This window comes from Aedoeadaptatus ivorii (assembly GCF_900638585.1).
GTDB classification, from domain to species: Bacteria; Bacillota; Clostridia; order Tissierellales; family Peptoniphilaceae; genus Aedoeadaptatus; species Aedoeadaptatus ivorii.
Map to the genome: position 1 here is coordinate 1,032,976 of NZ_LR134523.1, position 26,214 is coordinate 1,059,189.

Annotated in this window: 26 protein-coding genes, 1 tRNA gene and 1 other RNA gene; 8 read left to right on the forward strand and 20 right to left on the reverse strand. The window is 54.8% G+C overall.

Features of this window, described 5'->3' with window-relative positions; all coding sequences use genetic code 11:
* Nucleotides 1–57: 57 nt before the first annotated feature.
* The 5 genes from EL294_RS05205 to ffs all read left to right on the forward strand — a co-directional run bounded on the left by EL294_RS05205 (nucleotide 58) and on the right by ffs (nucleotide 4,225).
* Nucleotides 58–2,346, forward strand: a complete 2,289-nt coding sequence (locus tag EL294_RS05205) for a helicase C-terminal domain-containing protein (RefSeq protein WP_126465627.1) — start codon at nucleotides 58–60, stop codon at nucleotides 2,344–2,346.
* The gene (locus EL294_RS05210) at nucleotides 2,343–2,810 is read left to right on the forward strand and encodes a tRNA (cytidine(34)-2'-O)-methyltransferase (RefSeq protein ID WP_126465628.1); all 468 of its coding nucleotides are present in this window, start codon (nucleotides 2,343–2,345) and stop codon (nucleotides 2,808–2,810) included. The genes EL294_RS05205 and EL294_RS05210 overlap by 4 nt, the downstream gene beginning before the upstream one ends.
* Nucleotides 2,810–3,763: a biotin--[acetyl-CoA-carboxylase] ligase gene (locus tag EL294_RS05215; RefSeq protein ID WP_126465629.1), complete on the forward strand. Its 954-nt coding sequence runs from the start codon at nucleotides 2,810–2,812 to the stop codon at nucleotides 3,761–3,763. The genes EL294_RS05210 and EL294_RS05215 overlap by 1 nt, the downstream gene beginning before the upstream one ends.
* Before the next feature lie 94 nt (nucleotides 3,764–3,857).
* Nucleotides 3,858–3,949: transfer RNA gene (locus tag EL294_RS05220), tRNA-Ser, on the forward strand.
* 11 nt (nucleotides 3,950–3,960) lie between these two features.
* Nucleotides 3,961–4,225, forward strand: an RNA gene (ffs, locus tag EL294_RS05225) — signal recognition particle sRNA large type.
* A 44-nt stretch (nucleotides 4,226–4,269) separates the two neighbouring features.
* On the opposite strand, the gene EL294_RS05230 is transcribed toward ffs, so the two are convergent.
* The 6 genes from EL294_RS05230 to EL294_RS05255 all read right to left on the reverse strand — a co-directional run bounded on the left by EL294_RS05230 (nucleotide 4,270) and on the right by EL294_RS05255 (nucleotide 9,439).
* On the reverse strand, nucleotides 4,270–4,917 hold the full coding sequence (locus EL294_RS05230; RefSeq protein WP_126465630.1) for a hypothetical protein: 648 nt from the start codon (nucleotides 4,915–4,917) through the stop codon (nucleotides 4,270–4,272).
* Nucleotides 4,910–5,737, reverse strand: coding sequence for a 4-(cytidine 5'-diphospho)-2-C-methyl-D-erythritol kinase (gene ispE / locus EL294_RS05235; protein WP_126465631.1), 828 nt, complete (start codon nucleotides 5,735–5,737; stop codon nucleotides 4,910–4,912). The genes EL294_RS05230 and ispE overlap by 8 nt, the downstream gene beginning before the upstream one ends.
* Nucleotides 5,738–5,780: 43 nt before the next feature.
* On the reverse strand, nucleotides 5,781–6,047 hold the full coding sequence (locus EL294_RS05240) for a Veg family protein (RefSeq protein WP_126465632.1): 267 nt from the start codon (nucleotides 6,045–6,047) through the stop codon (nucleotides 5,781–5,783).
* A 159-nt stretch (nucleotides 6,048–6,206) separates the two neighbouring features.
* Nucleotides 6,207–8,399 carry a 5'-nucleotidase C-terminal domain-containing protein gene (locus EL294_RS05245; RefSeq protein ID WP_126465633.1) on the reverse strand — a complete coding sequence of 731 codons (2,193 nt, stop codon included), beginning with the start codon at nucleotides 8,397–8,399 and terminating at the stop codon, nucleotides 6,207–6,209.
* An 85-nt stretch (nucleotides 8,400–8,484) separates the two neighbouring features.
* A complete protein-coding gene (gene msrB / locus EL294_RS05250) occupies nucleotides 8,485–8,922 on the reverse strand; it encodes a peptide-methionine (R)-S-oxide reductase MsrB (protein ID WP_126465634.1) in 438 nt (145 codons plus the stop codon).
* 7 nt (nucleotides 8,923–8,929) lie between these two features.
* On the reverse strand, nucleotides 8,930–9,439 hold the full coding sequence (locus EL294_RS05255; protein WP_126465635.1) for a zinc ribbon domain-containing protein: 510 nt from the start codon (nucleotides 9,437–9,439) through the stop codon (nucleotides 8,930–8,932).
* A gap of 142 nt (nucleotides 9,440–9,581) precedes the next feature.
* On the opposite strand from EL294_RS05255, the gene EL294_RS05260 reads away from it, so the two are divergent.
* On the forward strand, nucleotides 9,582–9,824 hold the full coding sequence (locus tag EL294_RS05260) for a glutaredoxin family protein (RefSeq protein ID WP_126465636.1): 243 nt from the start codon (nucleotides 9,582–9,584) through the stop codon (nucleotides 9,822–9,824).
* Between the two features lie 63 nt (nucleotides 9,825–9,887).
* Nucleotides 9,888–10,085 carry a DUF1858 domain-containing protein gene (locus EL294_RS05265; RefSeq protein WP_126465637.1) on the forward strand — a complete coding sequence of 66 codons (198 nt, stop codon included), beginning with the start codon at nucleotides 9,888–9,890 and terminating at the stop codon, nucleotides 10,083–10,085.
* Between the two features lie 77 nt (nucleotides 10,086–10,162).
* Here the strand turns inward: EL294_RS05265 and EL294_RS05270 are convergent, their stop codons facing one another.
* From EL294_RS05270 to metG, 7 genes are all read right to left on the reverse strand, one after another.
* The gene (locus EL294_RS05270) at nucleotides 10,163–11,041 is read right to left on the reverse strand and encodes a DUF1002 domain-containing protein (RefSeq protein WP_126465638.1); all 879 of its coding nucleotides are present in this window, start codon (nucleotides 11,039–11,041) and stop codon (nucleotides 10,163–10,165) included.
* Between the two features lie 165 nt (nucleotides 11,042–11,206).
* Nucleotides 11,207–11,440: a glutaredoxin family protein gene (locus EL294_RS05275; protein ID WP_126465639.1), complete on the reverse strand. Its 234-nt coding sequence runs from the start codon at nucleotides 11,438–11,440 to the stop codon at nucleotides 11,207–11,209.
* A gap of 60 nt (nucleotides 11,441–11,500) precedes the next feature.
* A complete protein-coding gene (locus EL294_RS05280) occupies nucleotides 11,501–11,830 on the reverse strand; it encodes an ArsR/SmtB family transcription factor (protein WP_232006456.1) in 330 nt (109 codons plus the stop codon).
* Nucleotides 11,823–12,701 carry a 16S rRNA (adenine(1518)-N(6)/adenine(1519)-N(6))-dimethyltransferase RsmA gene (gene rsmA, locus EL294_RS05285; protein ID WP_232006457.1) on the reverse strand — a complete coding sequence of 293 codons (879 nt, stop codon included), beginning with the start codon at nucleotides 12,699–12,701 and terminating at the stop codon, nucleotides 11,823–11,825. The genes EL294_RS05280 and rsmA overlap by 8 nt, the downstream gene beginning before the upstream one ends.
* A complete protein-coding gene (gene rnmV, locus EL294_RS05290; protein WP_126465641.1) occupies nucleotides 12,682–13,233 on the reverse strand; it encodes a ribonuclease M5 in 552 nt (183 codons plus the stop codon). The genes rsmA and rnmV overlap by 20 nt, the downstream gene beginning before the upstream one ends.
* The gene (locus EL294_RS05295) at nucleotides 13,230–14,003 is read right to left on the reverse strand and encodes a TatD family hydrolase (RefSeq protein ID WP_126465642.1); all 774 of its coding nucleotides are present in this window, start codon (nucleotides 14,001–14,003) and stop codon (nucleotides 13,230–13,232) included. The genes rnmV and EL294_RS05295 overlap by 4 nt, the downstream gene beginning before the upstream one ends.
* Nucleotides 14,004–14,011: 8 nt before the next feature.
* Entirely contained in the window at nucleotides 14,012–15,988 is a 1,977-nt protein-coding gene (gene metG / locus EL294_RS05300) for a methionine--tRNA ligase (RefSeq protein ID WP_126465643.1), read from the reverse strand.
* 138 nt (nucleotides 15,989–16,126) lie between these two features.
* On the opposite strand from metG, the gene EL294_RS05305 reads away from it, so the two are divergent.
* Nucleotides 16,127–16,735: a pentapeptide repeat-containing protein gene (locus tag EL294_RS05305; RefSeq protein WP_126465644.1), complete on the forward strand. Its 609-nt coding sequence runs from the start codon at nucleotides 16,127–16,129 to the stop codon at nucleotides 16,733–16,735.
* 33 nt (nucleotides 16,736–16,768) lie between these two features.
* On the opposite strand, the gene EL294_RS05310 is transcribed toward EL294_RS05305, so the two are convergent.
* The 7 genes from EL294_RS05310 to secA all read right to left on the reverse strand — a co-directional run bounded on the left by EL294_RS05310 (nucleotide 16,769) and on the right by secA (nucleotide 26,194).
* Complete coding sequence (locus EL294_RS05310; RefSeq protein WP_126465645.1) at nucleotides 16,769–17,425, reverse strand: DUF6198 family protein; 657 nt, start codon at nucleotides 17,423–17,425, stop codon at nucleotides 16,769–16,771.
* Nucleotides 17,426–17,710: 285 nt separating this feature from the next.
* On the reverse strand, nucleotides 17,711–18,817 hold the full coding sequence (locus EL294_RS05315; protein ID WP_164715238.1) for an aminotransferase class V-fold PLP-dependent enzyme: 1,107 nt from the start codon (nucleotides 18,815–18,817) through the stop codon (nucleotides 17,711–17,713).
* Nucleotides 18,814–19,062 carry a putative Se/S carrier-like protein gene (locus EL294_RS05320; RefSeq protein ID WP_126465647.1) on the reverse strand — a complete coding sequence of 83 codons (249 nt, stop codon included), beginning with the start codon at nucleotides 19,060–19,062 and terminating at the stop codon, nucleotides 18,814–18,816. The genes EL294_RS05315 and EL294_RS05320 overlap by 4 nt, the downstream gene beginning before the upstream one ends.
* Complete coding sequence (locus EL294_RS05325) at nucleotides 19,037–20,215, reverse strand: amidohydrolase family protein (protein ID WP_126465648.1); 1,179 nt, start codon at nucleotides 20,213–20,215, stop codon at nucleotides 19,037–19,039. The genes EL294_RS05320 and EL294_RS05325 overlap by 26 nt, the downstream gene beginning before the upstream one ends.
* Nucleotides 20,196–22,277 (reverse strand): helix-hairpin-helix domain-containing protein, encoded by a 2,082-nt coding sequence (locus EL294_RS05330; protein ID WP_126465649.1) that lies wholly within the window; start codon nucleotides 22,275–22,277, stop codon nucleotides 20,196–20,198. The genes EL294_RS05325 and EL294_RS05330 overlap by 20 nt, the downstream gene beginning before the upstream one ends.
* Before the next feature lie 53 nt (nucleotides 22,278–22,330).
* Nucleotides 22,331–23,437 carry a peptide chain release factor 2 gene (gene prfB / locus EL294_RS05335; protein WP_126465650.1) on the reverse strand — a complete coding sequence of 369 codons (1,107 nt, stop codon included), beginning with the start codon at nucleotides 23,435–23,437 and terminating at the stop codon, nucleotides 22,331–22,333.
* A gap of 18 nt (nucleotides 23,438–23,455) precedes the next feature.
* Nucleotides 23,456–26,194 (reverse strand): preprotein translocase subunit SecA, encoded by a 2,739-nt coding sequence (gene secA, locus EL294_RS05340; RefSeq protein ID WP_126465651.1) that lies wholly within the window; start codon nucleotides 26,192–26,194, stop codon nucleotides 23,456–23,458.
* Between the last annotated feature and the right edge of the window lie 20 nt (nucleotides 26,195–26,214).

Here is a 26,214-nt window from a genome sequence, read left to right on the forward strand (position 1 = left end):
CGGCGTACGGCATTCGCAACAGTACGCCGTCGTAGTATAATAGGAAACGGTGATCCTATGAAATTACGTTGGTCGGTACGCAAACTGATCGAATTTACCCTGCGAAGCGGCGATATCGACGGCGGCGTCTTATCCCACAGGCGGGCGCTCGAGGGCATTCGCCTCCACCAAAAATTGCAAGACGCTTACCCGCCCCGCTTCGAATCGGAGGTCGATATATCGACCGTGCTCTTCAAAGACGGCACCGAAATTCTCCTAGAAGGCCGCATGGACGGCATCGACCGGGAAGGGGGAGAAATCGACGAGATCAAATCCACCACGGCGACAAAAGAAGAGCTGGACGCGCACCCCAACGCGCTCCACTGGGCGCAGCTCAAGTGCTACGGCTATCTCTACTGCAAAAACGAAGAAAAAGACGAGGTGCGGCTGCGCCTTCGCTATATCCGCGTCGAGGACGAGGCGGTGTTTACCTATACGGAAGTCTTTCAGAAGTCGGATTTGGAGCGCTTTGTCTTCGACGTCATCGACCGCTACTGGGAAATTCAGAAGCGACTGGACGCCTTTTCGGAAACAGAAATCGCCTCTATGCGCGCCCTCCGCTTCCCCTACCCCCGCTTTCGACCGGGGCAGCGGGAGACTTCGGTGGCGGTCTATCAAAGGATTCGCGAAAAGGGCGCCCTTCTGATTCAGGCACCCACCGGCATCGGAAAAACCCTCGCCACCCTCTTTCCCGCCATAAAGGCCGTGGGCGAGGACATCGCCGGGGCCGTGTTTTATGCGACGGGTCGCTCCACACAAAAAGACCTCGCCTTTCAGACGCTTCGGCTACTGGAGGAAAACGGCCTCGCCACAAAATCCGTAGAACTGGTGGCGCGGGAAAAGGCGTGTCTCAACGACACGACGGACTGCCGTCCCGAGGCCTGCCCCTATGCCAAGGGCCACTACGACCGCCTGATCGAGGGAATTATCGACATTTACGAGCGCGAAAATATCTTCGACGCCCACACGATTCGCACCTACAGCGAAACACACCGGCTCTGCCCCTTCGAATTCGGCTTGGATCTGAGCAACTTCGCGCGGGTACTGGTCGGCGACTACAATTACATCTTTCATCCCAAGAGTTTTTTGGAGCGACTGATGGAGGACCGAAAGCGCACCCGAAAGACGGCGCTCTTAATCGACGAGGCGCACAATCTATGTGACAGGGGCCGGGATATGTATTCGGGAAAACTGAATGTCGAAGATTTCGACGGGATCGACTATCCCACCGCGCGCCTAAAACGGCTGGCGACGGCGGTACAAGAGAAACTGGAGGCGGAAACGCAGGCTGAGAATCGCGCCTTTACTTCGCTTCCCAAAACGCTTACGATACAGATCGAAAATCTGATCGACGAGCTGGCGTCGTACTTCGCCGCCGTAAAGGGCGAGCCCGACGAGACGCTGACAGAGCTCTATTTTATGCTCTTGGATTGGCAGAATCTCCTCTCCTACTACGACGCGGATGACTTCACTTTCTTCGTGCCCCGCCGGGGCGCCCTCGCTCTGTTGTGTCTGGATGCGAAACAGGTGCTCGCCGAACGACGTAGACGGTTTCTTTCCGCGATCTATTTTTCGGCGACGCTCAAGCCCTTCGACTACCACGCCCATTGCCTCGGCGCGGGCGACGACGCCGCAAAATACGCCGCGCCGTCGCCCTTCGATCCGGCGCATCTTCTGATTTTGCACCCGCCCGAGATCTCGGTGAAGTACAAAGACCGCGTGCGCAGCCTGGATGCAGTGAGCGAGTATCTGCGGATCCTCAGCGAATCCAAGACGGGCAACTACATCCACTTCTTCCCCTCCTACGCCTACAAGGATATGGTGGCGGAAAAGAACAAAGACTGGGAAGACGCCATGCACGACCAAACCCCGGGCATGACGGAACGGGAGCGACGGGCATTTATTCAGCGCTTCTTTGCCGAGTCCCCCGTGCACGGCTATTGCGTGATGGGTGGCGTCTTTTCCGAAGGGGTGGACCTGCCCGATACGGCCCTTACCGGCGCGAGCGTCCTTACCTTGGCGCTTCCCACGATATCGCCCGAAAGAGAGCTCTTGCGACGACAATTTTACGAAAAGGGCTATAACGGCTTCGACTACGCCTACACCTATCCCGGCCTGATCAAGGTGGTGCAGGCGGCGGGCCGCATTATACGCACCGAAACGGACCGGGGCGTCTTATTGTTGTTGGATCGCCGTTTTTCCGACCCGGCAATCCGCGCCCTGCTCCCCGACCATTGGCACATTCGCTCTGTATCTTCCCCTGCGGAAATGCAGAGCGCAATCGATACATTTTGGAGGAATCAATGACAGTACACATTTGCCTGGTAGAACCGGAAATCCCCCACAACACCGGCGCCGTCGCGCGCAGTTGCGGCCTCACCAAGAGCGTATTGCATCTGGTGCGCCCGCTGGGATTTTCTACCGACGACCGCCATCTCAAACGGGCGGGACTGGATTATTGGCATCTGGTCGACATCCGCTATCACGACAGCATCGAAGAAGTGCTCGACGAATACCGCGGCCACAACTTCTACTTTGCATCCACCAAGGCAGAGCGCCCCTATACCGGCGTATCCTTTCAAGACGGAGATTTTCTTGTCTTCGGCAAAGAGACCAAGGGGCTGCCCGAGCCGCTGATCGAGGCGCATTTCGAAAACGCCATCCGCATTCCCATGCTCAAGGATTTCGGCCGAAGCCTGAATCTTTCCAACTCGGTCAATATCATCCTCTTTGAGGCGCTGCGGCAATTGGACTTTCCGGGGATGGCGTAATGGCGAACAAAGACATCATCCTAAAGAAATTAAAAGAAAGCGAAGACTTCCTCTCGGGCGAAGAGATCGCCGAATCGCTGCATATCACCCGCGCCTCGGTATGGCAATCGGTAAAGGCGCTTAGAGACGAGGGCTACCGCATCGTCGCCGTGACAAATCGGGGCTACTTTCTCGATACGGACTATGCGCCCCTGGACGCCGATACGATTCGATCTATGCGCGCCCCGAAGGACATGGCGGCAGAGGGGATCGTGCTCCAAACGGTGGATTCCACCAACGACGAACTCTTTCGCAGAAACAAAAAGACGCCCCTCCCCTCCTATTCCTTTGTGGCAGCCGAGAAACAGACCGCCGGCAAAGGGCGGGTGGGAAAGTCCTTCCACTCCCCCTTCGGCACCGGTCTTTATCTGTCGGTCCTCCTCAAAGACGAAGTATATGTACGGCCGGATTTGATTACGATTACCGCCGCCGTCGCCGCGCGCCGCGCCGCCGCCCGTCAAAGCGAACTGCCCGTCGAAATTAAGTGGGTAAACGACCTCTACAGCGCACACAAAAAAATTGCGGGCATCCTCACCGAAGCGGACTTTTCCGCCCCCTCCCGTCCCGTCGTGGTGGGCATCGGAATCAACACCGCCACGTCACAGGAATCCTTCGAGCGCAAACAACTGCCTCGTGCGGGTTCCCTACGCGGTACAGCGGTCGATCGCAATCGATTGGCGGCGGATTTCCTCTCGGAGCTGCACGCCTGCTTTCTTACAGACCCCCGCGACATACTCAAGGAATACCGCACCCACAATCTGGTCTTGGGCCGCACGGTCCGCTTTTCCGAAGGCGATATCGTATCCACCGGCGTGGCGGAGTCGATCGACGACAATGGCCATCTGATCGTCCGTGCGGGCACGCGTCGCGTAACCCTCCGCGCCGGCGAAGTATCCGTCGAAGGCGACTGGTGATCGCGTAGATCCACACAGATTTAACAAAATCGAAATAGTGTCTTGACAAATTTCCTCCGGGGCCATATAATTATTTACTGTAATCACTGCTCACGGAGAGATGGTTGAGTTGGTTTAAGGCGCTCGCCTGGAAAGCGGGTATACGTTAATAGCGTATCGGGGGTTCGAATCCCCCTCTCTCCGCCAGTAAAAGTTTGCCATGCTAGATGGGGAATCAGCGGTGCCCTGTAACTTGCAATCCGCTACAGCAAGATTGAATTCCCGATCGAGGGTATCTTTCTTGTGGTCTGCCCGAAACAAGTGATGTTGAGGAGCGGGTCCTACGCAATAGGCGCTTGCGAACCGTGTCAGGTCTTGACGGAAGCAGCACTAAGTAAGTCAGTCTATGTGACGTAGATTCGCCTGTTCTGAGTTAACTATTTCGGTAACGCACGGGAAATTTATTCGAAGTCGGGTGCATGGCTACATATAAAAAAAGTACGGCATATGCCGTACTTTTTTTATGCTCACTTTCCCCCTTCGCCCCGAAGCCACGGGTGCGAATAGTAGGTGCGAAATCGAATTTCTTCGCCAAAAATCTCTGTCATGCGCCGCTCCAAGGGAAAATTGCGCTCGGTCCAAAAAGCGCGCAGCGCCCCGCCCGTTGAAGTCCTCGGCAAGGTGCGCATAAATGCATCCAGCGGATCATCGATCGCGATGCCCCGCGCCCCGAAAATGCGCCGAAAATCGTCCGCGCGGTAACTGAGACCCGGGCACCCCAAGACCAGCCGGTCCGCTTCTCCGCCCAGGCGATCCGCATAGTCGCGGATGATATCGAGGACATAGCTCCGCTGAAAGAGGCCATCGGCGATGGTATGGATCAAAATGCCGATATCCACATCTTCTGCCGCCGTACCCAGAGCGGGCGTCGCTGTTTTCTTACCTCGGATATAACGGTAAAAGTCGCGCTCCCAGTCGTTTTCTTCGGGCAAGAAAGACACAAATCGCTCGATCCCCATCGAGAGAAAGCGCGCCACATTCTCTTCGCGGTAGGAAGACGAATCCGCCGCCGGATCGTAGAGCAATGTGAGGTTTATATCCGGGCGCAGATGGCGAATTCTCGCCGCCATATAGGCCCCCGTTATATCTGCGATCAGTATGCCCAGTCTATACATCCCTCTCCCCCCGAACTCTCGTGCGAATCACTGCGGCGTATCTTGCTTTCAGTATAGCATAGGATCGGTCTCGTGCCCTCTCGTCGGCAAAAATTCCGTATACGGTGGGCCCCGATCCCGTCATATCGGCAAAGGCGGCGCCGGTCGCGTAGAGATCGGCGATCATCGACTCGACTTCGGGGCAGAAGGCGGCCACCCCGGGCTTTAAGTGGTTTACCGCATATCGCCCGAGTCCTTCTATGTCTCCGTTGACGAGGCAGGCGATGCTCTCTTCCACAGAACCCGCCCGCCGATCCGCAGAAAGGCGCTGATACGCCACGGGCGTCGATACCGGATACCCGGGGTTCAACAGGAGCAGCGGATACGAAGGAACCGGAACCAAGAAAGTGAGTTCGTCGCCGATCCCCGTTCCCAAGGCGGGGCGCGATGCGATGCAATAGGGAAAATCCGCCCCCAGGGGCCGCGCAATCTCTCGTAGCGTATCGTCTTCGACCGCCGGCAGATAGAGGTCGCGCATGCCGCGCATAACCGCCGCGCCGTCCGCCGTGCCGCCGGCGAGACCCGCCCCTGCGGGAATCCGCTTCGCGATCTCTATGGAAATGGGCATCGGGCCGTAGCGATCTTCCATCGCCCGATACGCCTTATACATCAAATCATTTTCGCCGTAATGGGGGCCCTTTACATGGTATTGCTTCGCCTTTTCGATTTGAATCGCATCGTGTAGTTCCAGGGGCAAAAAAATGGTTTCTATTTCGTGATAGCCGTCCTCGCGCCGATGGCGCACCCAAAGGCCGACGTTGATCTTTGCATATGCTCTCACATTTCCTCCAAGAAAAAAAGCTCCGAGCGATCGGAGCTTTTGCTTACGATATTTTTAAGTCGGCTACGTCGACGTCGTCTTCTAAGATCGTGATCTGTACCGTGGAGGTGAGGACGTCGGAGTAGGTAAAGGAAATGTTCCGATCCGATGTCTCATCCGCCTTGATCGATACGACAAAGAGGGAGGGATAAACCGCTTCCAAAATGCCCTTTCGAGTCACAATCCGCTTTCTTCCCCGATTTGCCTTGACGATGACGCGTTTGCCGATGTGCTCTGACAGTTCGTTCTTAATCATATCCATTTGAGTCATTTGGACACCCCTTCTATCCACAATGCGACTATTCTTTCATAGTATACAATAGATCCGAGGATAAGTCAAGAAAGCAACGAAATATAATATCGCATTTGTGGCAACAGGTCAAGCCATTTGCACAAAAAAGGAGCCGGTCTCCCGGCTCCCGATGGGGTCTTATGCCGCTTTTTTTGCGGATTTTTCTACCGGCTTCTCAACCGCTTGGGGTTTGTCCGCCTTGTTCACTGTATCATTTGCCGCATTGGCCTCTTTAATTTGTGCTAATTTTTGAATCACCTTGGCGAGTTCCGCTCTGGTCGCGGAGTCCTTGGGATAGAAGCGGTTTTGTTCTCTACCGTTCATAACCCCCATGTTTTGCAAGGGAATCAGGTATTCCTTCGCCCACTTTGCAATCTGCGCGTCGTCGGCAAAGGGCGCCGGCATCTGTTGGGTGACGGGGAATTTCTTCATATCGACATAGCGGCCCAAAATGGCTGCCATCTCTTCTCGGCTTACATTTTGCTCGGGCTTAAAGCTCTTGTCTTCGTAGCCTTTGACGAGTTTATTTTCTACCGCCCAGACTACCGCGTTCTCGTACCATTTGCCCTTTTCCACGTCGGGGAAGGGGTTTTTCGCGTCTTGCTTCTTGTCTTGTCCTTCCAGACGGGCGAGGGTGGTGACGAGCATGGCGCGGGAAATCTTGGTATCCGGTTCAAAGGTGGCGCGGGTCACGCCGGTAAAGTAGCCGTCGTTATACACTGACATAATGATGTCTTCCGCCCAGTGGCCCTTGATGTCGACAAAGACTTCCTCGGGCGTTTTCTCGCCGGGCTTTTCGCCGGATTTTTCGCCGACGGTCATGCGACCTTCGGTCTTGGGGCTAACGACTTTCGCTTCTGCGATATAATCTGCAAGCACTTCCGAGAGCAGATTGTATTCGCCCAGCTTCTTCTTGCCGGCAAACATCTTGTAGCCGTCTCCGCCCACGGCCATAAAGTCGTTGGTCGCGAGGGTATAGGTCTTATCGGGATCTAATGCTTCGCTCTTGACCTTCACTTCGATGATGCGGTTTCCGGCGGCTTGTTTGGGATCGTATTTTACGGTCATGCCCGCCACGTGGGGGAACTTCCCGGCGGCTTCGGGGGCGGCATCCAGGCCGTATTCCAATGCGGCGAGAATGTCCTTGCCCTTCACTTCGAGTTTCACGGGATAGTTGGTAAAGGGGAAAGAGGTCAGCACTTCGCCGCGGGTAATTTCGCCGATGTCGATGCTCGCGCGAATGCCGCCGCCGTTGGTAATCGCCACATCGGCGCCGGTTACCTTCAGCATGGCGTCGGTGAGGAGGTTCCCCAGATTGGTTTCTCCGGTGCGCACGTGTTCTCTCTCGCCGTCTAATACCACGTCGGTCTTTCCAATGACGGTCTCGAGATAGGGTTTGTTGGCTTCTTCGATGCCCGCGATCATGGCGAGAATCTTTTCGTCTTCTTTTACGTTTTTAAAGAATTCCTGATCGTGGAGCGTGGCCGATTTGGTGATGACCTTTCCGTCTCTCAGGGTGATGTTCACTTCGCCCAATTGTTTTAAGTGGCCGCCCGTCTGTGCGATCAGGGTGCCGTTTACCATGCGGCCGTCGGGCATTTCGGTATGGGAGTGGCCGTCGATGATCACGTCGATTCCGTCTACCGCCTTGGCGATGTCGGTGGATTTGATCTCGGTCGAATCGTCTACGCCCAAGTGGACGTCGGCGACGATGACATCCGCGCCCTTTTCCTTCAAGGACTTCACCTGCGCCTTGGCGACTTCGACGGGATTTAAGAAGAGAATCCCTTCGGTGTTGGCGGGATTGGATTTGGTCTTGGATTCTTCCGTAGAGAGACCGAACATCCCGATTTTCACACCATCCACTTCGATCATGGTCTGATCCTTCAGGTCCCTTTGGCCGGTGGAACGGATGACATTGGCGGCGAGCACCGGAAATTCTGCGGCGCCCGCGAGTTCAATCAGCCGGTCGTAGCCGTAGTTGTAGTCGTGATTGCCGGGGACCATTGCCTTATAGCCCATGGCGTTCATCAAGGCGACAATGCTCTCGCCGCGGCTGATCGATGCGAGCGTCGTACCGTGGAGGACGTCCCCCGCGTCGATCAATACGGAATTGGGAATGCTGTCCGCATAGGTCTTTACCTTGGCATAGCCGATATTGCCGCCCTTTTCGTCGGCGGTCGCATGGCCGTGGATATCATTGGTATGGAGCAAGGTTACCGTCTTGGTATGTTGCGCCGTCGCTTCCTGCGCTAGAACCTGCGCGGGTCCGGCGATGGCGCCAAAGACCATGGTCAGCGCCAAAAGCATAGAAATATAGGTTTTCTTCATAATGCCCTCCTTCGTGGAACTTAAAATGAAACAGTATTATTTTATTTACCCCGAAATCGAAATTTTATAGCGTCCATTTTATGGATTACAGATACGGAATCCATTTGCCGTATCCCCGCGCCTCCATTTCCGCTTTCGGTATAAATTCGAGGCTCAGGCCGTTGATGCAGTAGCGCAGCCCGCCCCGATCCGCCGGGCCGTCTTCGAAAACATGGCCCAAATGCGTGCTCTCGGTGCGCACTTCGGTGCGCCGCATGCCATAGCGGAGGTCGGTTTTTTCCTCCACCGGCGCATCCGGCGCCGTGCGGCTGAAGCTGGGCCAGCCGCAACCGGATTGAAACTTGTCCTTGGAAAGAAACAGTACCTCTTTGGTGATCACATCGACATAAATGCCTTCTTCGAAGATCCGATCATAGGGATGGCTGAAGGGCGCTTCGGTTCCTTCTTCGCGGGTCACGTGATAGGCGGCATCGCCCAAATCGCGCCGCAGCTGTTCTTCCGTACGTTTTTGTTTTTGATCCATTGTTCACCTATCCTTGCATAGGGGCGCCACAACGTGGGCAATAGGTGGCGCCCCTTTCCGTTTCAAAATGACAATTCTTGCACTCGATAAAGTCGGGCACTTCCTTGGTATGGGGAATCGATTCCACCTTGGTACCGCAGTTGGGACAAAAATTCGTCCCCTCCGTAAGGCCCTGCCCACAACGGAGACACTGCATGGGCAAATCCTCTACATCCAACGCCTTGGAATCGATCTGATTTTGAAGCGCCGCCCTCTCTTTTTGGAGTTCGTCGATGGCGAGCAGAAGTTCCGAGGAAGAGCTGTCCGTCAAATGGGACTGCTCCCGCATCTCCATATAGTACACTTCGCCCAAATGCCGGTACTGCTCCGCGATCATATTCTCGAGTTCGCGGATGCGAATACGCAGCTTTGTCGCCTTCGACGCCTCCTTCGCTTCATATATGCTTCGCTTGCCCAAATCTTTAACCTGTTGGGAAAGATCCTCGAAGCTCTTACCGATGCCGGAAAAAATATCCATACACTCACCTCAAGGGTACTATACCATATAAATTTTGCACTTTTTTCCTCCTTTGACAAGGATTGGATTTTTCGGGGAATTTGCCTGTCTTTGTGTCAGTCTTCGGAATTTGGGTATAAGACCAACGAACAAAGGAGGATGAATTATGGACTATAAATTGTATGCTGCCACCTACTGCCCCTTCTGTAAAAAGGTTGAAGGTTTTATGAAAGAAAACGGATTGGACCAAAAGGTCGAAGTCGTCTATGTCGACAAAGACGAAGCGGCCAAAGAGGCGTTGATCGAAGGCGGCGGAAAGAAACAGGTTCCCTGTCTCTACCACGACAACACCTGGCTCTATGAATCCGACGATATTATCGTCTATCTGAAAGAAAATCTGCTCTAACTTGATCTTCCCCGCCACTTGGGGTAGAATTTAGGAATCAGAGCAATACAAGGAGGAGAAAATATGATTACCAAAGATATGCTGATCGGCGATTTGGTACGCCAACATCCCGAAGCCATCCGCACGCTGATGCAGTTCGGCATGGGTTGTGTCGGCTGTCCTTCCAGCCAGATGGAATCCCTGGAAGAAGCGGCCTATGTGCACGGATTTGACGTCGACGAATTGATGAAGTCCCTCAACAACACCATTGAAAATAAATAAACGTGGCGCATTCCGAAAGGAACCGCCCAAAATAAAAAGGGTGCATACCATGGTATGCACCCTTTTTTGTTTTTTCATTAGCGAAAGAGGGATGCGATCCAGTCGATAAAGTTCGAGATCGCATTTTTGATGCCCATCAACATCCCCTGGCCTTCGTCGCTTCCCAAGTATTCCTTGGCGGAATCGGCGGCGCCTTTCGCCTTATCGGCGAGGCCTTCCCAGTCGATGTCGGTGGTCCGCAGTCGATCGAAGAAGTCGGTCAGATCTTCAGTCTGTTTTTCGTTCAGATTGATATTGTACTCATTGGAAATGTTCACGATAATGGTGCGTACTTCTTCGCGGCTCTTGGGCGCTTCCTGCGCCATAGTGTCCTTGACGCCCTTTACGAAATCCGCCGCCTTGTCGCTCCCCACATCTTCCGCGAGATCGGAGGTGACGACCATCTCTTCGTTGGCGGCCTTTTTCACGGAATCGGAAATCTTCTTGCCGCTAGATACTTCATAGGCCTTCATAATGCCCGTCAGCGCCGCCGTACCGGTCACATTGCCCGGCGCATCGACGGTGATCCGCGCATCTTCCACGCCGGCGGTCTCAAGCGCCTGCTTATACATATCGCCGGTGATATAGGTAATGCGTTCCGAAGTCTCTACCGAAATCCCGCTTCCGGGTTTGGTGTATTCGATCTTCGCACTGGAGATCGCGCGCTTGCCGATCTTCGCCGCCGGCACGAAATCTCCCAAATACTTATACTCCTCCGCATTGGTGACCTCGATGATCTGAGGATCTTTCGGATCTCCGAAGCGTTTTGTAAGCTCGTCTCTCTGTTCCGCCCGCAGATCCTGACCGAACGAGAGAATAATATCCCCCTCTGCCGCATCGGCAAATGTCGGAATCGCGGCGGCTTGCAATAATACCAGCGCCAACACAAAGGCCGCGCATCGTTTGAATGCTTTCATATTTCTCCTCCTGAGATTCTCTTTCCGCCCGATACGGCGGAGCTCTACGGGATTATTATAGCACAGCGAATGTGCCCTGCCCGCCGACTGCCGGATCCTTCGCATCTTTTAGAACGATATTAGATTTTGGGCAAAAAAAGAGAGGGCATAGCCCCCTCCTTCGATTTAGTTCTTGTTGAGCGCCGCGTCGATTTGTTTTCTGTCGAAACCGACGATCTCTTTGTCGCCGATGACCAAAACCGGCACGCCAGTATAGCCCTTAGAGATCAATTCGTCTCTGGCGGCGGCGTCGGTTTGCACATTTCTTTCTTCGAAATCTACGCCGTGTTCTTTCAAATAATCTTTTGCCATGGTGCAATACGGACAGGTATTGCTGGTATAAATTTGCACTTTTTCCATAATCATGCCTCCATTTTATTCTGAATCGGTTTACGGTATGTATACCCGCACGCCCCGGCGTTAATCAATTTCGCCCAATTTGTGGCGCGCGTGGGTATAGCCCATATTAAAGAGAATCTCCACGTGTTCGTCGTCCAGCGAATAATACACTTTCCGTCCCTCTTTGCGCGCGCGAATCAACCCCTCTTTGCGCAACTCGCTCAGCTGATGGGATATGGAGGACTGACTCATAGACAACAGGTCGACCAACTTGCTGACATTGCAGGTGGACAGCATCAGCGCATACAAAATCTTAAGCCGCGTCGGATCCGCCATCGCCTTAAAGAGCCGACTCAAAACTTCGATCAGTTCGTCGTCCTCGGCAAATGCATCAAATTGCTCTCTATCCAATTTCCTTCTCCTTTGTTACTTTGGGAAAATTTTTTGCCAATACGCGGTACTCCTCCACGCTCAAGGTCTCGGCGCGCCGCGACGGGTCGATCCCCGCGTTCAACAAACTGCGCTCGATCTCCTCTTTCTCGACGGGAAAACCGTAGCGGGACAGGGCGTTTAATAAGGTCTTTCTGCGCTTCGAAAAGGCGGCGCGCACCACCGCCTCCGCTTGTCGTAAGGTCTCCGCGTCTTCGTCGATAAAATCGCGGACCGAAAGCACCGCGCTGTCGACATTGGGTTGGGGAATAAAGCAGGTGCGGGGCACATAGATTTCCGATTCCACCGTTCCCCGCATTTGCAGATACACCGAAATCGAGCCATATGCCTTCCTCCCCGGCGACGCCGCCATGCGCTCCGCCATCTCTTTTTGTACCATCACGTGGATGGATTCCAAGGGCAGGTCGGAATCCAACAGGTGCAAGAGAATGGGGGTGGTTACATAATACGGTAGATTGGCGACCACCTTGATCTTTCGATCGGGAAAACGAGCGCCGAGTTCCTTTTTGAGATCGGTCTTTAAGACGTCGTTATAAAAGATCTCGACACGCTCGAACGCCCCCAGGGTATCGGCGAGGACGGGCCGCAGGTTTTCGTCGATCTCGACGCAAAATACCTCCGCGCCCCGCAGCGCCATCTCTTCGGTTAAGGTGCCGATTCCCGCACCGATCTCCAACACCACGTCCCCTTCTTGCACCTCTGCCGCATCGGCAATGGCGCGGACGATATTTCCGTCGATCAAGAAGTTTTGTCCCAGGGATTTATGAAACCGAAAGCCCCATTTCTCTTGTATCTCCCGTACTTTTCCGGGGCTATAAAGTCTCTTTTCCACCGAGGACCTCCTCATATTTTTCCGTAAATTCTTCTATGGTAATGCCGAAGCGGTTCAGGCGATTCAAAAACTGCTTTCCGTTTCCGTGCCCGATCCCCAAGGATTCGCCGAGTTTTCTACGCCGTTCCGTGGCCGCATCGCTCCCGACGAGGCCCCAGCGAATCATATCCGCCTTGGTAAAGGTCTCTACATAGTCCTCCCGCATGGGCTGGGCGCGCTCTACGGCGATGCGGATGTCTTCGGGCCGCGCGTTTTCGATGCCGATGTCGTCCGCCTTGATCGCCTTGTCCTGGGGCAAATACGCCTGTTTCGGCGCCTTCAGCGCCCGGGTCAGGCGGCGGCGAATCTGCTCGCCCATATAGTCCGGATCGGTGAGGATAATCACGCCCCGCCGCTTTTCGATCTTGCGGAGCTGGCGGAGCAGCTTTTCGCCGAAGGCGAAGCCGCCGGTGGCGATGACCTCGCAATCCAGCGCCGATTTTACCCGTGCGATGTCGTCTTTTCCCTCGACGACGATGACTTCGCGAATCATATAGAAAACCCGTAGAAGCGCATGGCGTTCTCGTCGGTACGGCGGATCAACTCTTGGGTGTCCATCTCGCGCAATCGCGCGATGTTTTCCGCCACAAGGCGCACATACTTGGGTTCATTGCGCTTGCCCCGATGCGGCTCGGGCGTCATATAGGGGCTGTCCGTTTCCAGAAGAAGGCGGTCGAGTGCCACCGCTTTCGCCACCGCCTTGGGGGTCTTTGCGTTCTTGAAGGTCGTCACGCCTCCCAGCGAAAAGTAGCAGCCCAATGCGGCAAATCGCTCCATCATTTCGGGCGAATAGCTATAGCAGTGAATCAGCACCGGGTGGCCGGGATGGTCGTGCAAATAGGATTCTACGATCTCGAAGGTCTCGAGCGCCGCCTCCCGGGAGTGGATCACCACCGGCAGATTCAACTCGATCGCCAATTCGAATTGGGCGCAAAATGCTTCCCTTTGCACGGATTTCGGCGAATAGTCGTAGTAATAATCCAGTCCGATCTCGCCGATGGCGACGACTTTTTTTGAGGCGGACATGGCGCGAAGTGCGTCTTCCACTTCTTTCGAATAGGTCGTCGCGTCGTGGGGATGTACGCCGATTACGGCATAGAGCCCCTCGTAGGCCTCGGCGAGCGCGAGAACCGCTTTACTGGTCTCGAGATCCGATCCCACATTGACGACGGCGTCCAGGCCGTCTTTCATTCTATTTTCGATGATGCGGTTTCGATCCTCGTCAAATGCCTCATTTTCCAAATGGGCGTGGGCGTCGATCATGCTTCCTCCTAACCGATGGCGGCGCCGGATTTTAATGCTTCCATGGTCGTCGCCAAAGACAGCTTTCCGTCCGCATCTTCTGCCGCCAAAAGCATTCCTTCGGACAAAATGCCCCTGAGCTTGGTCGGCTTCAGATTGGCGAGGACGAGAATTTGTCTGCCTTCCAATTCTTCTTTCGTATACTCTTCTTTAATGCTCGAACAAATCGTGCGCTCTTCCGCACCCATGCGGATCTTGAGCACATACAGTCTGTCGGCATTGGGATGCTCTTCTGCGGATTCGATCGTCGCGACGCGAATGTCCAACTTATCGAAGTCGTCGATCGTGATCTCGGGTTTGCGTTCCATCTTTTCTTCTCCCTCTTCTTCTATGGCTTCACCCTTTTGCAGTTTTTCCTGTTTTCTGCGCTCGATCAGGACGCCGTTTTCCGCCCACAGTCGCTTGGATTCTTCTTCGATATCCAAACGCGGGAAGATAATCTTGGTCTTTTCCACCTTTTTACCGGACTCCAGCAGTCCCCATTTTTTGGCGTCGTCCAGGGCGAATTCGCCCTCCGCCCCGATCTGATCGGCGATGTCCTTCGCCGTATTCGCCATAAAGGGCGAGAGGAGGATCGAGACAATCCGCAGCGATTCCGCCAAATTGTAGAGCACCGTATAGAGACGCTTCTTGCCGGCCGCATCGCCCTTGGCGAGCACCCAAGGTTCGTTCTCGTCGACATATTTGTTGCTGCGGCGAATCAGCTTCCAAATGGCGTCCAAGGCCGTGGAGAATTGATAGCCTTCCATTTCTCGGGCCACTTCATCCCAGGTCGATGTGGCCACTTCGATCAGCTGCCGGTCGATCTCGGTCGCCTCACCCGCTTCGGGCACGATGCCGTCGTTGTACTTTTCGATCATAGAGACCGTACGGCTTAAGAGATTGCCCAAGTCGTTGGCGAGGTCCGAATTCAGCCGCTTCATAAAGCTCTGTACGTTAAAGCTGCCGTCGTGGCCGAAGGAAAATTCGCGCAAGAGGAAGTACTTCAGCGCATCCACCCCGTACAAATCAATAATCGGCTCGGGATAGATGATATTGCCCTTGGACTTACTCATCTTGTCGTCGTCGAAGAGAATCCAGCCGTGGCCGAAAATCTGCTTCGGCAGCGGCAGATCCAGCGCCATCAACATCGCCGGCCAGATAATGGTGTGAAAGCGCATAATCTCCTTGCCGACAAAGTGCACATCGGCGGGCCAAAATTCCTCGAAGGTCTTTTCGTCGGTGCCGAATTCGCAGCCGGTGAGATAGCAGGATAAGGCGTCGATCCACACATAAATCACGTGTTCGTCGTCAAAGGGAACGGGCACGCCCCAGTCGAAGGAAGAGCGCGTGACCGAGAGATCGTCGAGGCCGTCTTTTAAGAACGAATTGACCATTTCGCTCTTGCGATAGGCGGGCTGGATAAATTCCGGGTGCTCATCGTAATACGCCAGGAGCTTATCCCGATACTTCGAAAGGCGGAAGAAATAGCTTTCTTCTTTTTGTTTGTGGGTCTCGCGTCCGCAGTCCGGGCAAGTGTGACCTTCGCCCAGTTGCGATTCCGCCCAAAATGCTTCACAGGGCGTACAGTAGTAGCCCTCGTATTCGCCCTTATAAATCTCGCCCTTATCGTAGAGCTTTTGAAAGAGCGCCTGCACATTGGCTTCGTGCACGGGATCGGTGGAGCGCACAAAGGAATCGTAGTGAATGTCCATCGTCTCCCACAATTTCTTGGTATCCGCCACAATGGCGTCTATATATTCTAAAGGCTTCTTCCCCACTTCTTCGGCTTTGCCCGCGATCTTTTGGCCGTGCTCGTCGGTCCCGGTGGTAAACTTGACGTCATAGCCCTGCAGGGTCTTAAACCGCTTTACCGCATCGACCGCAACGGTACAATACGTGTGGCCGATATGTAAATTGTCGCTGGGATAATAGATCGGCGTGGTAATATAAAACTTCTTTGACATGATTGCCTCCTTGCATATAGATGATATGCCGGCCATCGCGTGGCCCGTTCAAAATTTCTTGTATTTATTATACTATTACGGCCTAAGAATCGCAACGAATGCCTCTTCGTGCTATACTTTTTACAGGAGGTAGATCCCATGCAAACCCATCCCCATCGAGGCCGCCTCCGCGATCTGCGGGGCCGGGACTTTAGTAAACAAACCCTCGTCGGCGCCGATTTTTCGGACGCGGATCTCTCCCACGCCTGGTTCGCCGAAAGCAATCTGACCGGGGCCGATTTTTCGCGCGCGCTTCTCAGAGAGGCGAACTTCCGCGGGGCAAATCTAACAAATGCCGACATCTCGGGCGCCGATCTCTACGGCGCCGTCATGGAAGATGCCGTCCTTACGGGCATAAAAAGCGACGAGTACACCCGGTTTTTTCGCCTGCACTGCCCCGAAACCGGCGCCTTTATCGGCTATAAGCGCTGCTTCGACCACCGCCTTGTGACCCTCTACATCCCCGCCGATGCCCGCCGCAGTTCGGCGACGCTTCCCTCCTGCCGTGCCGACAAAGCCTTTGTGGTATCGATCACCGATTTCGAACACATGCGCCGCTTTGACGAGGCCATCTCCTTGGTCGACGGCGACTTCGTCTATCGCCGGGGCGAGATGGTCTATGCAAACAACTACAATCCCGATCGCTGGCGCGATTCCACCGGCGGCATCCACTTTTGGATGACAAAAGAAGAGGCGTTTCGCTATTGAAGCCATAAAAAAAGGGCCCATGGGGCCTGATTTTTATGCGTTCTTTTCGATTCCGCTTTCGCTGACTTTCCACGCCGGTACCTTCATATTCAGCTCGAACTGGCCGATGAGGAAGGAAGAGACGACCGTGGTCAAGAACGAAAAGATCAATCTCGTAAAGGGAATGTAGCTGAGGGAAAGTGCCAATACCGTAAAGTCCGTAAATAAGTAGGCTCTGGATATGGGCCAGCGGGTCTTTTTCGAAATCACCAAGGCGAGCGCATCGTCTCCGCCTGCGCAACCGCCTACGGTGACGACGATGCCACAGCCGCAGCCGATAAAGATACCACCCGCAATCGCCGCCCAAAAGGGGTAGGCGTATAGGTTCGGTAGCACCGGCCCCATTTGATCGAAGATATAATAGAATATCGCAAAAAAGATCGTCGCCAAGGACGCCTTTTTCAGGAAGGGCTTGCCCAACATCGAAAATCCCAACAGATAGCAAATGCCGTCCAGTATCGGCGATACATAGGCGAGATTCCATCCCCAAACGGTCTTCATAAACAGACCCAAACCGAGGACGCCGCCTTCGGTAATATGCGCCGGTTCGTGCACATTGATCACCCCGAAGGCCATGATCGCACATCCCAAAACAATACGTACGAGATCGCTCTTTGTAATCTCGAATTTTCTCAGCAAGTGACTGAGCATTTGTCCACTCCTAATTCTGCATTAAGAGGCAAACCAAAAAAGACTGCCGTCCTTAGGTCTACCTAATTTCGCAATCTTATGATGGTGTCGATGCTTTTTTGTTTTGCTGATTTTTTCTTATAAAAACTCTGAGCTTCTGCATATGCTTTTCCGCCTTTCAAAGTCCCACATCAGGCACTTTACAGGCTCTTTATCGCATAAACGGCATCAGATAAAAACTACCGAGTAGGTCGGTAACCACCGTAAAACGTATCTTACGGGTCCAGTTTACCACAATCTGTTTTTTTATTCAATACTTTTTAATACCGCAAGCGCCGTATCGATTTCTTCTTCGGTCGTAAAATACGACGGCGACAACCGGCACAGGCCGCTCTCTTTGGTATGGAGATATTCGTGCAAAAGCGGCGCACAGTGGTATCCCGAACGGGTGGCGATGTCGTGCTCTTCGAGGAGCATGGAAAGTTCCTGCGAACTCATGTCCGCTCTTCGAATACTCACCACGGCGGTTCCCTTTTCTTCGGGATAAAACACCTCGTAGCCGTCCAGTGCGTGGATGCCGTCGAGCAGGCGCGCAAAGATCTTGTCCTTGGTTTCAAAATAGCCGTCTTGCAGTACGAAATCCATACCCGCGGCGAGGCCGGCAAAACCGTGGACATTTGCCGTTCCCGCCTCCCAACGCACGGGCTTTTCATCGGGCATGGAGGTCTTAAAGCTCTCGATGCCGCTGCCCCCTTGCTTTAAGGGCGCAAAATCCACCTCTTCGCCGTAATAAAATCCCCCGGTTCCCATGGGACCGTAGAGCGATTTATGCCCGGCAAAACAATAGACGAGTTTACGCGTATCCACGCCCGAAAAGTCGACGGGAATCTGTCCCAGCGCCTGGGCGCCGTCGACGATGACGTACAGGTCGTGGCGATTCGCCACCTCCATAACTCGATCTATATCGGTGACGCTTCCCACCACATTGGAGGCGTGGGAGAGGACGATGGCCTCGGTTTCGGGGCGAATAAGCCCCTCGAGCTCCGAAAGGTCGGGGGCGAGGTTTTCGTTTAAGGGCAAAATGCTCATATCGCAGCCGCTGACATAGAGGGGCCGGAGGACGGAGTTGTGTTCCATCACCGATGTGATGACGTGATCGCCCTCGCCGATTAAGCCGAAGATGGCGGCATTCAGGCTTTCGGTCACACCGCTTGTGAGGGCGATCCGCTCGTCGGTGCCCAATAGCTTCGCCGCTTTTTTGCGCACGTCTCTAAGCACCCGGTAGCTGTTCTGCGCCCAAAGGTGGCTGCCCCGGCCGGGGTTGCCGTAGCCCTTTGTCAATGCATCGTAGACCGCTTGTGCCACCGATTCGGGCTTGATGGCCGTCGTGGCGCCATTGTCGAGATAAATCACAATTCTTCCACCTTTCTCTGTTTGCCGATGCGCTCGTAGCGAAACGCGCCGGCGGTCGGGATGTCGTGCGACTCGATGCGCGAAAGTGCTTCCTCTGCCCGCTCTATGGGTCCGGAAAGCGCGAGTCCGCAGGATTCCTTGATCTCGGGCAGCACGGGAATAATCCGCGTGCCCAAATCTTCGGTGGCATCGAGCGCGTCGTAGACTTGTTCCTGACCGTCAAATGCGATAACGAATTGTTCCATCCTCGTCGTCCTTTCTGCGGTAGACGATATTGCCGTCTACCATGGTCCATCGGGCGGTATCGACCATCCCCTCGAACAGCGGCGCGTCGAAAGCGACGATATCGGCGTCATAGCCCGCTTCGATCTTGCCCAGCCGATGCGAAAGGTCCAATAGCCGCGCGGGATGCACGGTAAAGGCGTCGATTACCGCCGCCTCCGATGCCCCCGCCTGAATGTAGTAGCGTCCCGCCAAGAGCAGCGTGTCCGAAGAGATTTCGGGACAGTCGGTGATGATGCCGAAGGGCACCCCAGCGTCCTCGAGCTTTTTGGCGATGTCGAAGCCGCTTCCCTTTTGTTCCAATTTGGATTCGACGCCGAAGGCGGGTCCGATAAAGACGCCCACGTCTTTCTCTTTCAGATACTCGGCGATGGCGCCGGCGCCGGTGGCGTGTTCGATGGTGTATCGCAGGTGCAGGCTTTCGCCCAATCGGATGGCGGTTACCACGTCTTCTCGACTGTGGGCGTGGAATTTGACGGCGATGCTGCGGTTCACCACGGGAATCATCGCTTCGTATACGGAATCATAAAGATAGGGTGCCACCTCTTTGCGCTTCATATACATACGCGTAGCGAGGACCGTCTCGCGAAACAGAGAAGCGATTCCCATGCGGCTATGGGGCGCATTGGGACCCACGATTCCTTCGTAGAGGCGTTTGGGGTTTTCGCCCAGCGCCGCCTTCATCGCCACCGGCGCCTTCACGACCATCTTGTCCACGATATTGCCATAGGTTTTGATGACGCTCGCCTTGCCCCCGATCACATTGGCGCTTCCGGGGGTGACGCAGACCGAAGTAATCCCGATCTTTAAGGCCTTCCGAAACTGGCAATCTTCGGGATTGACCGCATCCAGCGCATCGAGCTGGGGCCGTACGGCATCGCCGATCTCATTGACATCTTTACCCATCCCTCCGCAGGTCTCACACATGCCGATATGGCTGTGGCCGTCGATAAATCCCGGGTAGAGAAATTCCCCCGTGGCATCGATCACGTCCCAATCCTCGGAGATCTCCATGGCGCCGACCTCTTCAATTTTTGTGCCGTCGATCAACACACGCCCTTCCCGCCAGCGGCGGTACTGATAGATCTTTGCGCCGTCAATGCACTTTTTTGCCACGATCCTTTCCTTTCCGTCCCAGGGAGATGCGCTCCTTTTCGGGGTCCGCTTCGAGGACGATGACCTCCATGCGATCTCCCACCTGTATGCGTTTGTATATATTGTCCCCGGCGCTTTTTGTGATCTCGGTCCTGTGAAGCAGGCCGTCTTTTTTCACGCCGATGTCCAAAAACGCGCCGAAATCCACCACATTGCGCACAATGCCTTCGAGCACGAGCCCCGGCTTAAGATCGGCCATCGAAAGCGAGCTGCGCTTTAAGCTGATATGGCCGCCGTCTTCGCGGATGTCGCGCCCCGGCTTTTCGAGCTCTCTTTGAATGTCCGAAAGGGTATAGTGCCCGGCGGATGCGAGGGCTTCTTTTTCAGAAGCACTCGCTTCTTCTTTTAAGAGAATGCGCGCCAGCGGGTAGGACTCGGGGTGGACGCCGGTGGCATCCAACATCTCCTCGCCCCCTGCGATTCGCAAAAATCCCGCGGACTGCTCAAAGGCCTTGGGCCCCAAACCCTTTACCGACTTGAGTTCGTTTCGATTGCGAAACGCGCCGTTGGTTTCCCTATATTCTACAATATTTCGGGCGAGTTTGTCGCCGATTCCCGAAACATGCGACAAAAGAGATACGGAGGCGAGATTCACATCGACCCCGACTTCGTTGACCGCGCCTTCCACGACGCCCGAGAGCCGCGTGTCCAACGCTTTTTCGTCGAGGTCGTGCTGGTACTGCCCCACGCCGATATGCCGGGGCTCGATCTTTACCAGCTCCGCCAAGGGATCCTGAAGCCTTCGCGCGATCGAGATGGCCCCGCGTATGGTCACGTCGAGATCGGGAAACTCCTCGATCCCCAGAGGCGATGCGGAATAGATGCTCGCCCCGTCTTCGTTTACGATGGCATACGAAATATCCGCGCCCTCTTCTTCGATCATCCGTCCCAAAAATTGTTCGGTCTCGTAGCTCGCCGTGCCCGATCCCACCGCGATCACTTCGACGCCGTGCCGTGCGATCAGCCGCATCAGGGTATCGGCGGAGCGGCGATAGTCGGAGCGGGGCGGCGTGGGATAGATCACCGCCTGATCGAGATAGCGGCCGTTTTCGTCCACCACCGCCACCTTACAGCCGGTTCGGTTGCCGGGGTCGATCCCCAGCACCACCCGGTGCCCCAAGGGCGGGGTCATCAACAGGGGCTTTAGATTTTTCGCAAAGACTTCGATGGCATCTTCCCGCGCGCTCTCTCTGAGTTCGCGGCGAATCTCCCGCTCCAAAGAGGGAAAGAGCAGCCGCTTTAAGGCGTCTTCGGCGATGCGTTCAAACGACTGCTTTTTGTCCGCCGGCGGCTTGATCACCTGCGCGATGATCGAACCCATCATCTCCTCGTCCGCCTCGATCTTTATCGAAAGCGCGTCGTTCGCCTCGCCCCGGCCCAAGGCGAGTACGTGGTGGCCCTTGAGGCGGCGGAGTTTGAGCGAAAAGTCTTCATACATTTCGTATTTCCCATCGGGCGTCTTTCCGGCCGCGGACGTCAAAGAGGCGCTGCGGCGCAGATACTTCTTGAGTACATTCCGCACGGTCGGATCGTTTTGGATCTCCTCGGCGACGATATCCATCACGCCGCTTCGTGCCTCCTCTGTATCGCCGTCGAAGGCAGAGAGGGCTTCTTCGAAGGCGGCCATCGGGCGATCCGACATAAATTCTTCCGCCAAGGGACCGTATCCCGCCTCTCGTGCGGCGGTGGCCCGTGTACGCCGCTTGGGCTTATAGGGGCGGTATAGGTCTTCCAGTGTGGCGGCATCTTCTGCCGATTCCACCGCCTGTTTCAGCGCGGGGGTGAGCTTTCCCTGCTCGGAAACGGTCCTTAAGATCGTATCCTTTCGCGCCGCAAGCTTTTCCAACTCGCCCTTTCGCGCCTCAAATTTTCGCAGGGTCGCATCGCCCATATCGCCGGTGCGTTCCTTTCGGTAGCGGGCGATAAAGGGCACGGTATTGCCTTCGTCCAACAGTTGTAAGATGTCCTTGGCGACGTCTTCGCCGATGTGAAATTCCCTCGCAAGGGCATTCGAAAGTTCCATTCTTCCTCCATGAAGAAAAGAGAGGACGCGCCTCTCTTTGTTCGTCGTTGTCTTTACTTTGCGTGTGCCTCTAAAAAGGCGTTGATAAAGGGGTCCAAATCGCCGTCCATAACGCGGTTGACATCCCCCATTTCCTCTCCCGTGCGGTGGTCTTTTACCATCGTGTAGGGGTGGAATACATACGAGCGGATCTGCGAACCCCAAGCGATCTGGGAATAGTTGCCGGCGAGGTCCTCGATCTTTTCTTTTTGTTCTTCTTCTTTCAGCGCCACGAGTTTGGCGGTGAGCATCTTCATCGCCTGTTCGCGGTTTTGAATCTGGCTGCGCTCGTTCTGGCATTGCACCACGATCCCCGTGGGGATGTGGGTAATGCGCACGGCGGAGTCGGTGGTGTTTACGTGTTGGCCGCCGGCGCCGCTGGAGCGGTAGGTGTCGATCTTCAAATCTTCCTGGTTGATCTCCACTTCCATATCGTCGTCGAGCTCGGGGTAGACGTCCACCGAGGTAAAGCTCGTATGGCGCTTTTTCGCCGCGTCAAAGGGCGAGATCCGCACCAGGCGGTGTACGCCCTTTTCGGCCTTCAGATACCCGTAGGCGTGGGGCCCGGAGATCGAAAGCGTGGCAGATTTGATGCCCGCCTCGTCTTCTTTTAACACGTCGAGCACTTCGACGCCGTAACCGTGCTGTTCAGCGTAGCGCGTATACATCCGGAGCAACATTCCCGCCCAATCCTGGGCCTCGGTGCCGCCGGCGCCCGCGTGGATGGAAAGAATGACGTCGTTGTCGTCGTACTCCCCGTTTAGGAGCGTCTCGAGTTTAAAAATGCGCGCCTTTTCTTCGATGCCGTCCAGGCTCTCTTTAAACTGATCGTAGAAGCTAAAGTCTTCCTCTTCCTGCATCAGATCCAAGAGCACCGATGCCTCTTCGATCGCCTCCATCAGTTCGTCGTACTTGTCCGTGCGAGACTTAATGGCGTTTTGTTGGCGGATCACCTTCTGCGCCGCCGCGCTGTCGTCCCAAAAGCCCGGCTCCATCGTCTTTTCCGTTAAGGCGGCGTATTCGGTTTTTAATTCGTCTATACGCAGACTCTTCGCCAATCGGTGGACGAGTTCTTCCACATCTTCCAATCGTCCCCGATCCAAAAATAAATTTTGTTCCATGGGATCCTTTCTCGCTCTCTATGCGTTTTTGCCGTGGCAGTTCTTATATTTTTTGCCGCTGCCGCAGGGGCAGGGATCGTTTCTGCCGATTTTCTTCGTCTGTCTGCGTACGGGTTCTTGCACGCCGGAATCGGGATTGACGGTCTTGACTTCCTGTGCGACCTGTTTTCTTTCCATCTTTTCCGGGTTTTCCACGTGGAAGAGGAGGCGTACGGTTTCTTCGCGAATGCTTTCGTTCATGGCCTCAAACATATCGAAGCCTTCGTTTTGGTAGGCGCGAACCGGGTCGATCTGGCCGACGGCTCTGAGCCCGATACCTTGGCGCAGCTGGTCCATCGCGTCGATGTGGTCCATCCACTTTTGGTCCACGACGCGCAAAAGAATGACCCGTTCCACTTCGCGGAAGGCCTCGGCGCCGAATTCTTCTTCTTTTTCGGCATACTTCTTCTTCGCCTCTTCGCGAATAAAGCGCTTCAGTTCGTCGGCGTCCGATTCGGTATGTCCGTCGAGGAAATCTTCGTCAAAGCCGAAGGTATTGCGGGCAAAGAGATAAATGCCCTCGTAGTCGACGTATTTTTGGTGCTTGTCGTCGAGCTTTACATTGAAGTCTACGGTGTCGTCGATCAAATCCCGTGCCATGGCGGCGATGTCTTCTTTCAGATCGCCTCCTTCGAGCACTTTCTTTCTCTCGGCGTAGATGACTTCCCGCTGTTTGTTCATCACGTCGTCGTATTGGAGAACGTGTTTACGAATGCTGAAGTTGTTGCCTTCGACCTTGCGCTGTGCGGATTCGATCAAGCGGGTCAAGATCTTGTGTTCGATGGGCTCGTCTTCCGGCGCATCGATGCCTTCCATGACATTCTTAAAGCGATCGCCCGCAAAGAGGCGGATCAACTCGTCGTCGGCGGAAATATAGAACTTGGTGCTACCGCGGTCGCCTTGCCGTCCGGAACGACCTCGCAGCTGGTTGTCGATGCGGCGGGATTCGTGGCGTTCGGTGCCGATAATGTGTAGACCGCCCGCCTCGATGACCTGTTCCTTTTCCTTGTCGGTTTCCTGTTTGTATTCGTCGCGCAGCGCTTCAAAACGCGCGCGGGCATCGATAATGTTTTTGTCGTCGGTATCGAAGTGGCTGTCCGCCGCCTGAATCATATCGTCTTCAAAGCCCTCTTTTGCCATAGACTGCTTGGCCATAAAGTCGGGGTTTCCGCCCAAGACGATGTCGGTACCACGACCTGCCATATTGGTCGCGATGGTCACCGCGCCAAAGCGGCCCGCCTGGGCGACGATTTCGGATTCTTGTTTGTGGCGCTTGGCATTCAAAACCTTGTGCGAAATGCCCTTGCGCTTCAGATAGGCAGAGAGCTTTTCCGAGTTTTCGATCGAAACCGTACCCACCAGAATCGGCTGCCCCTTTTCGTGGCGCGCGCGAATGTCCTCGGTAACGGCGCGGAATTTCGCTTCTTCGGAACGATAGATCGCATCGTCTTCGTCCTTACGGATCACTTCTTTATTGGTGGGGATTTCCACCACGTCGATATTGTAGATTTCGCGGAACTCCGATTCCTCGGTCATCGCCGTACCGGTCATACCCGCGAGTTTGGTATACATGCGGAAGAAGTTTTGGAAGGTAATGGTCGCGAGCGTCTTCGATTCCGCCTTGACCTCGATCCCTTCTTTCGCCTCGATGGCTTGGTGCAGCCCTTCGGAGTACCGGCGTCCGTACATTAGACGACCGGTAAATTCGTCGACGATAATAATCTCGCCGTCTTCGACGACATAGTCGATGTCCAGATGCATGGTGCCCTTCGCCTTGAGCGCCTGGTGAATGTGGTGCAAAAGCTCGGTGTTGTCGGGGTCCGTCAAATTATCGATCCCGAAGTACTGTTCCGCCTTTGCCGTCCCCTTATCGGAAAGGGTCGCGGTCTTTTGCTTTTCGTCTATCACATAGTCCACGTCTTCCTCGCGGAACTCGCGGTTAAAGCGGTCCTGTTGTTCTTCGGACTGGTCCTTCACCCGATAGCTCAGGGTATCGACGAAATTCTTGGCGCGGATATACAGATCCGTGGATTCGTCCCCTTGGCCCGATATAATCAACGGCGTACGCGCTTCGTCGATCAAAATCGAGTCCACCTCGTCGACGATACAGAAGAATAGATCGCGCTGTACCTGATTTTCCTTATAGACCACCATATTGTCCCGGAGGTAGTCGAATCCGAATTCGTTATTGGTCCCGTAGGTGATGTCCGCATTGTAGGCGGCTTTTCGCTCTTCGGAACTCATATCGTGCAGAATACAGTCCACGGTCAGGCCCAAGAAACTATAGACCTTACCCATCCACTGCTTATCCCGCTCCGCCAGATAGTCGTTGACAGTAACCACGTGGGTTCCCTTGCCCGCCAGGGCATTTAAGTACGCGGGCAGCGTCGCCACCAGGGTCTTCCCTTCCCCGGTCTTCATCTCGGCGATACGGCCTTGGTGGAGGATGATTCCCCCGAGGATCTGTACCGGGAAGTGTTTCATGCCCAGCACGCGATCGGCGGCTTCGCGCACGACGGCAAATGCCTCGGGCAGAATGTCGTCGAGGCTTTCGCCATCGCTTACGCGGTCTTTAAATTCTTTTGTCTTTGCCTGTAAGGCTTCGTCGCTCAATGCTTGCATTTCGGTATCCAGGGCGAGGACCTTTTCCATAATGGGACGGATTTTCTTGATCTCCCGCTCGGAATACGTGCCGAATATTTTATCTAATAGAGACATAATGATCACACATTTCCTTT

What these genes read in the sequence shown, in the direction of transcription:
- EL294_RS05320 (WP_126465647.1), bottom strand. Translation starts at nt 19,062, where the DNA reads ATGGAACAATTCGTTATCGCATTTGACGGTCAGGAACAAGTCTACGAC.
- EL294_RS05265 (WP_126465637.1), top strand. Translation starts at nt 9,888, where the DNA reads ATGATTACCAAAGATATGCTGATCGGCGATTTGGTACGCCAACATCCC.
- rnmV (WP_126465641.1), bottom strand. Translation starts at nt 13,233, where the DNA reads ATGATTCGCGAAGTCATCGTCGTCGAGGGAAAAGACGACATCGCACGG.
- EL294_RS05205 (WP_126465627.1), top strand. Translation starts at nt 58, where the DNA reads ATGAAATTACGTTGGTCGGTACGCAAACTGATCGAATTTACCCTGCGA.
- EL294_RS05255 (WP_126465635.1), bottom strand. Translation starts at nt 9,439, where the DNA reads ATGGATATTTTTTCCGGCATCGGTAAGAGCTTCGAGGATCTTTCCCAA.
- secA (WP_126465651.1), bottom strand. Translation starts at nt 26,194, where the DNA reads ATGTCTCTATTAGATAAAATATTCGGCACGTATTCCGAGCGGGAGATC.
- EL294_RS05305 (WP_126465644.1), top strand. Translation starts at nt 16,127, where the DNA reads ATGCAAACCCATCCCCATCGAGGCCGCCTCCGCGATCTGCGGGGCCGG.
- EL294_RS05215 (WP_126465629.1), top strand. Translation starts at nt 2,810, where the DNA reads ATGGCGAACAAAGACATCATCCTAAAGAAATTAAAAGAAAGCGAAGAC.
- EL294_RS05310 (WP_126465645.1), bottom strand. Translation starts at nt 17,425, where the DNA reads ATGCTCAGTCACTTGCTGAGAAAATTCGAGATTACAAAGAGCGATCTC.
- msrB (WP_126465634.1), bottom strand. Translation starts at nt 8,922, where the DNA reads ATGGATCAAAAACAAAAACGTACGGAAGAACAGCTGCGGCGCGATTTG.
- EL294_RS05295 (WP_126465642.1), bottom strand. Translation starts at nt 14,003, where the DNA reads ATGATCGACGCCCACGCCCATTTGGAAAATGAGGCATTTGACGAGGAT.
- EL294_RS05245 (WP_126465633.1), bottom strand. Translation starts at nt 8,399, where the DNA reads ATGAAGAAAACCTATATTTCTATGCTTTTGGCGCTGACCATGGTCTTT.
- EL294_RS05275 (WP_126465639.1), bottom strand. Translation starts at nt 11,440, where the DNA reads ATGGAAAAAGTGCAAATTTATACCAGCAATACCTGTCCGTATTGCACC.
- metG (WP_126465643.1), bottom strand. Translation starts at nt 15,988, where the DNA reads ATGTCAAAGAAGTTTTATATTACCACGCCGATCTATTATCCCAGCGAC.
- EL294_RS05230 (WP_126465630.1), bottom strand. Translation starts at nt 4,917, where the DNA reads ATGTATAGACTGGGCATACTGATCGCAGATATAACGGGGGCCTATATG.
- prfB (WP_126465650.1), bottom strand. Translation starts at nt 23,437, where the DNA reads ATGGAACAAAATTTATTTTTGGATCGGGGACGATTGGAAGATGTGGAA.
- EL294_RS05270 (WP_126465638.1), bottom strand. Translation starts at nt 11,041, where the DNA reads ATGAAAGCATTCAAACGATGCGCGGCCTTTGTGTTGGCGCTGGTATTA.
- EL294_RS05240 (WP_126465632.1), bottom strand. Translation starts at nt 6,047, where the DNA reads ATGACTCAAATGGATATGATTAAGAACGAACTGTCAGAGCACATCGGC.
- EL294_RS05330 (WP_126465649.1), bottom strand. Translation starts at nt 22,277, where the DNA reads ATGGAACTTTCGAATGCCCTTGCGAGGGAATTTCACATCGGCGAAGAC.
- EL294_RS05210 (WP_126465628.1), top strand. Translation starts at nt 2,343, where the DNA reads ATGACAGTACACATTTGCCTGGTAGAACCGGAAATCCCCCACAACACC.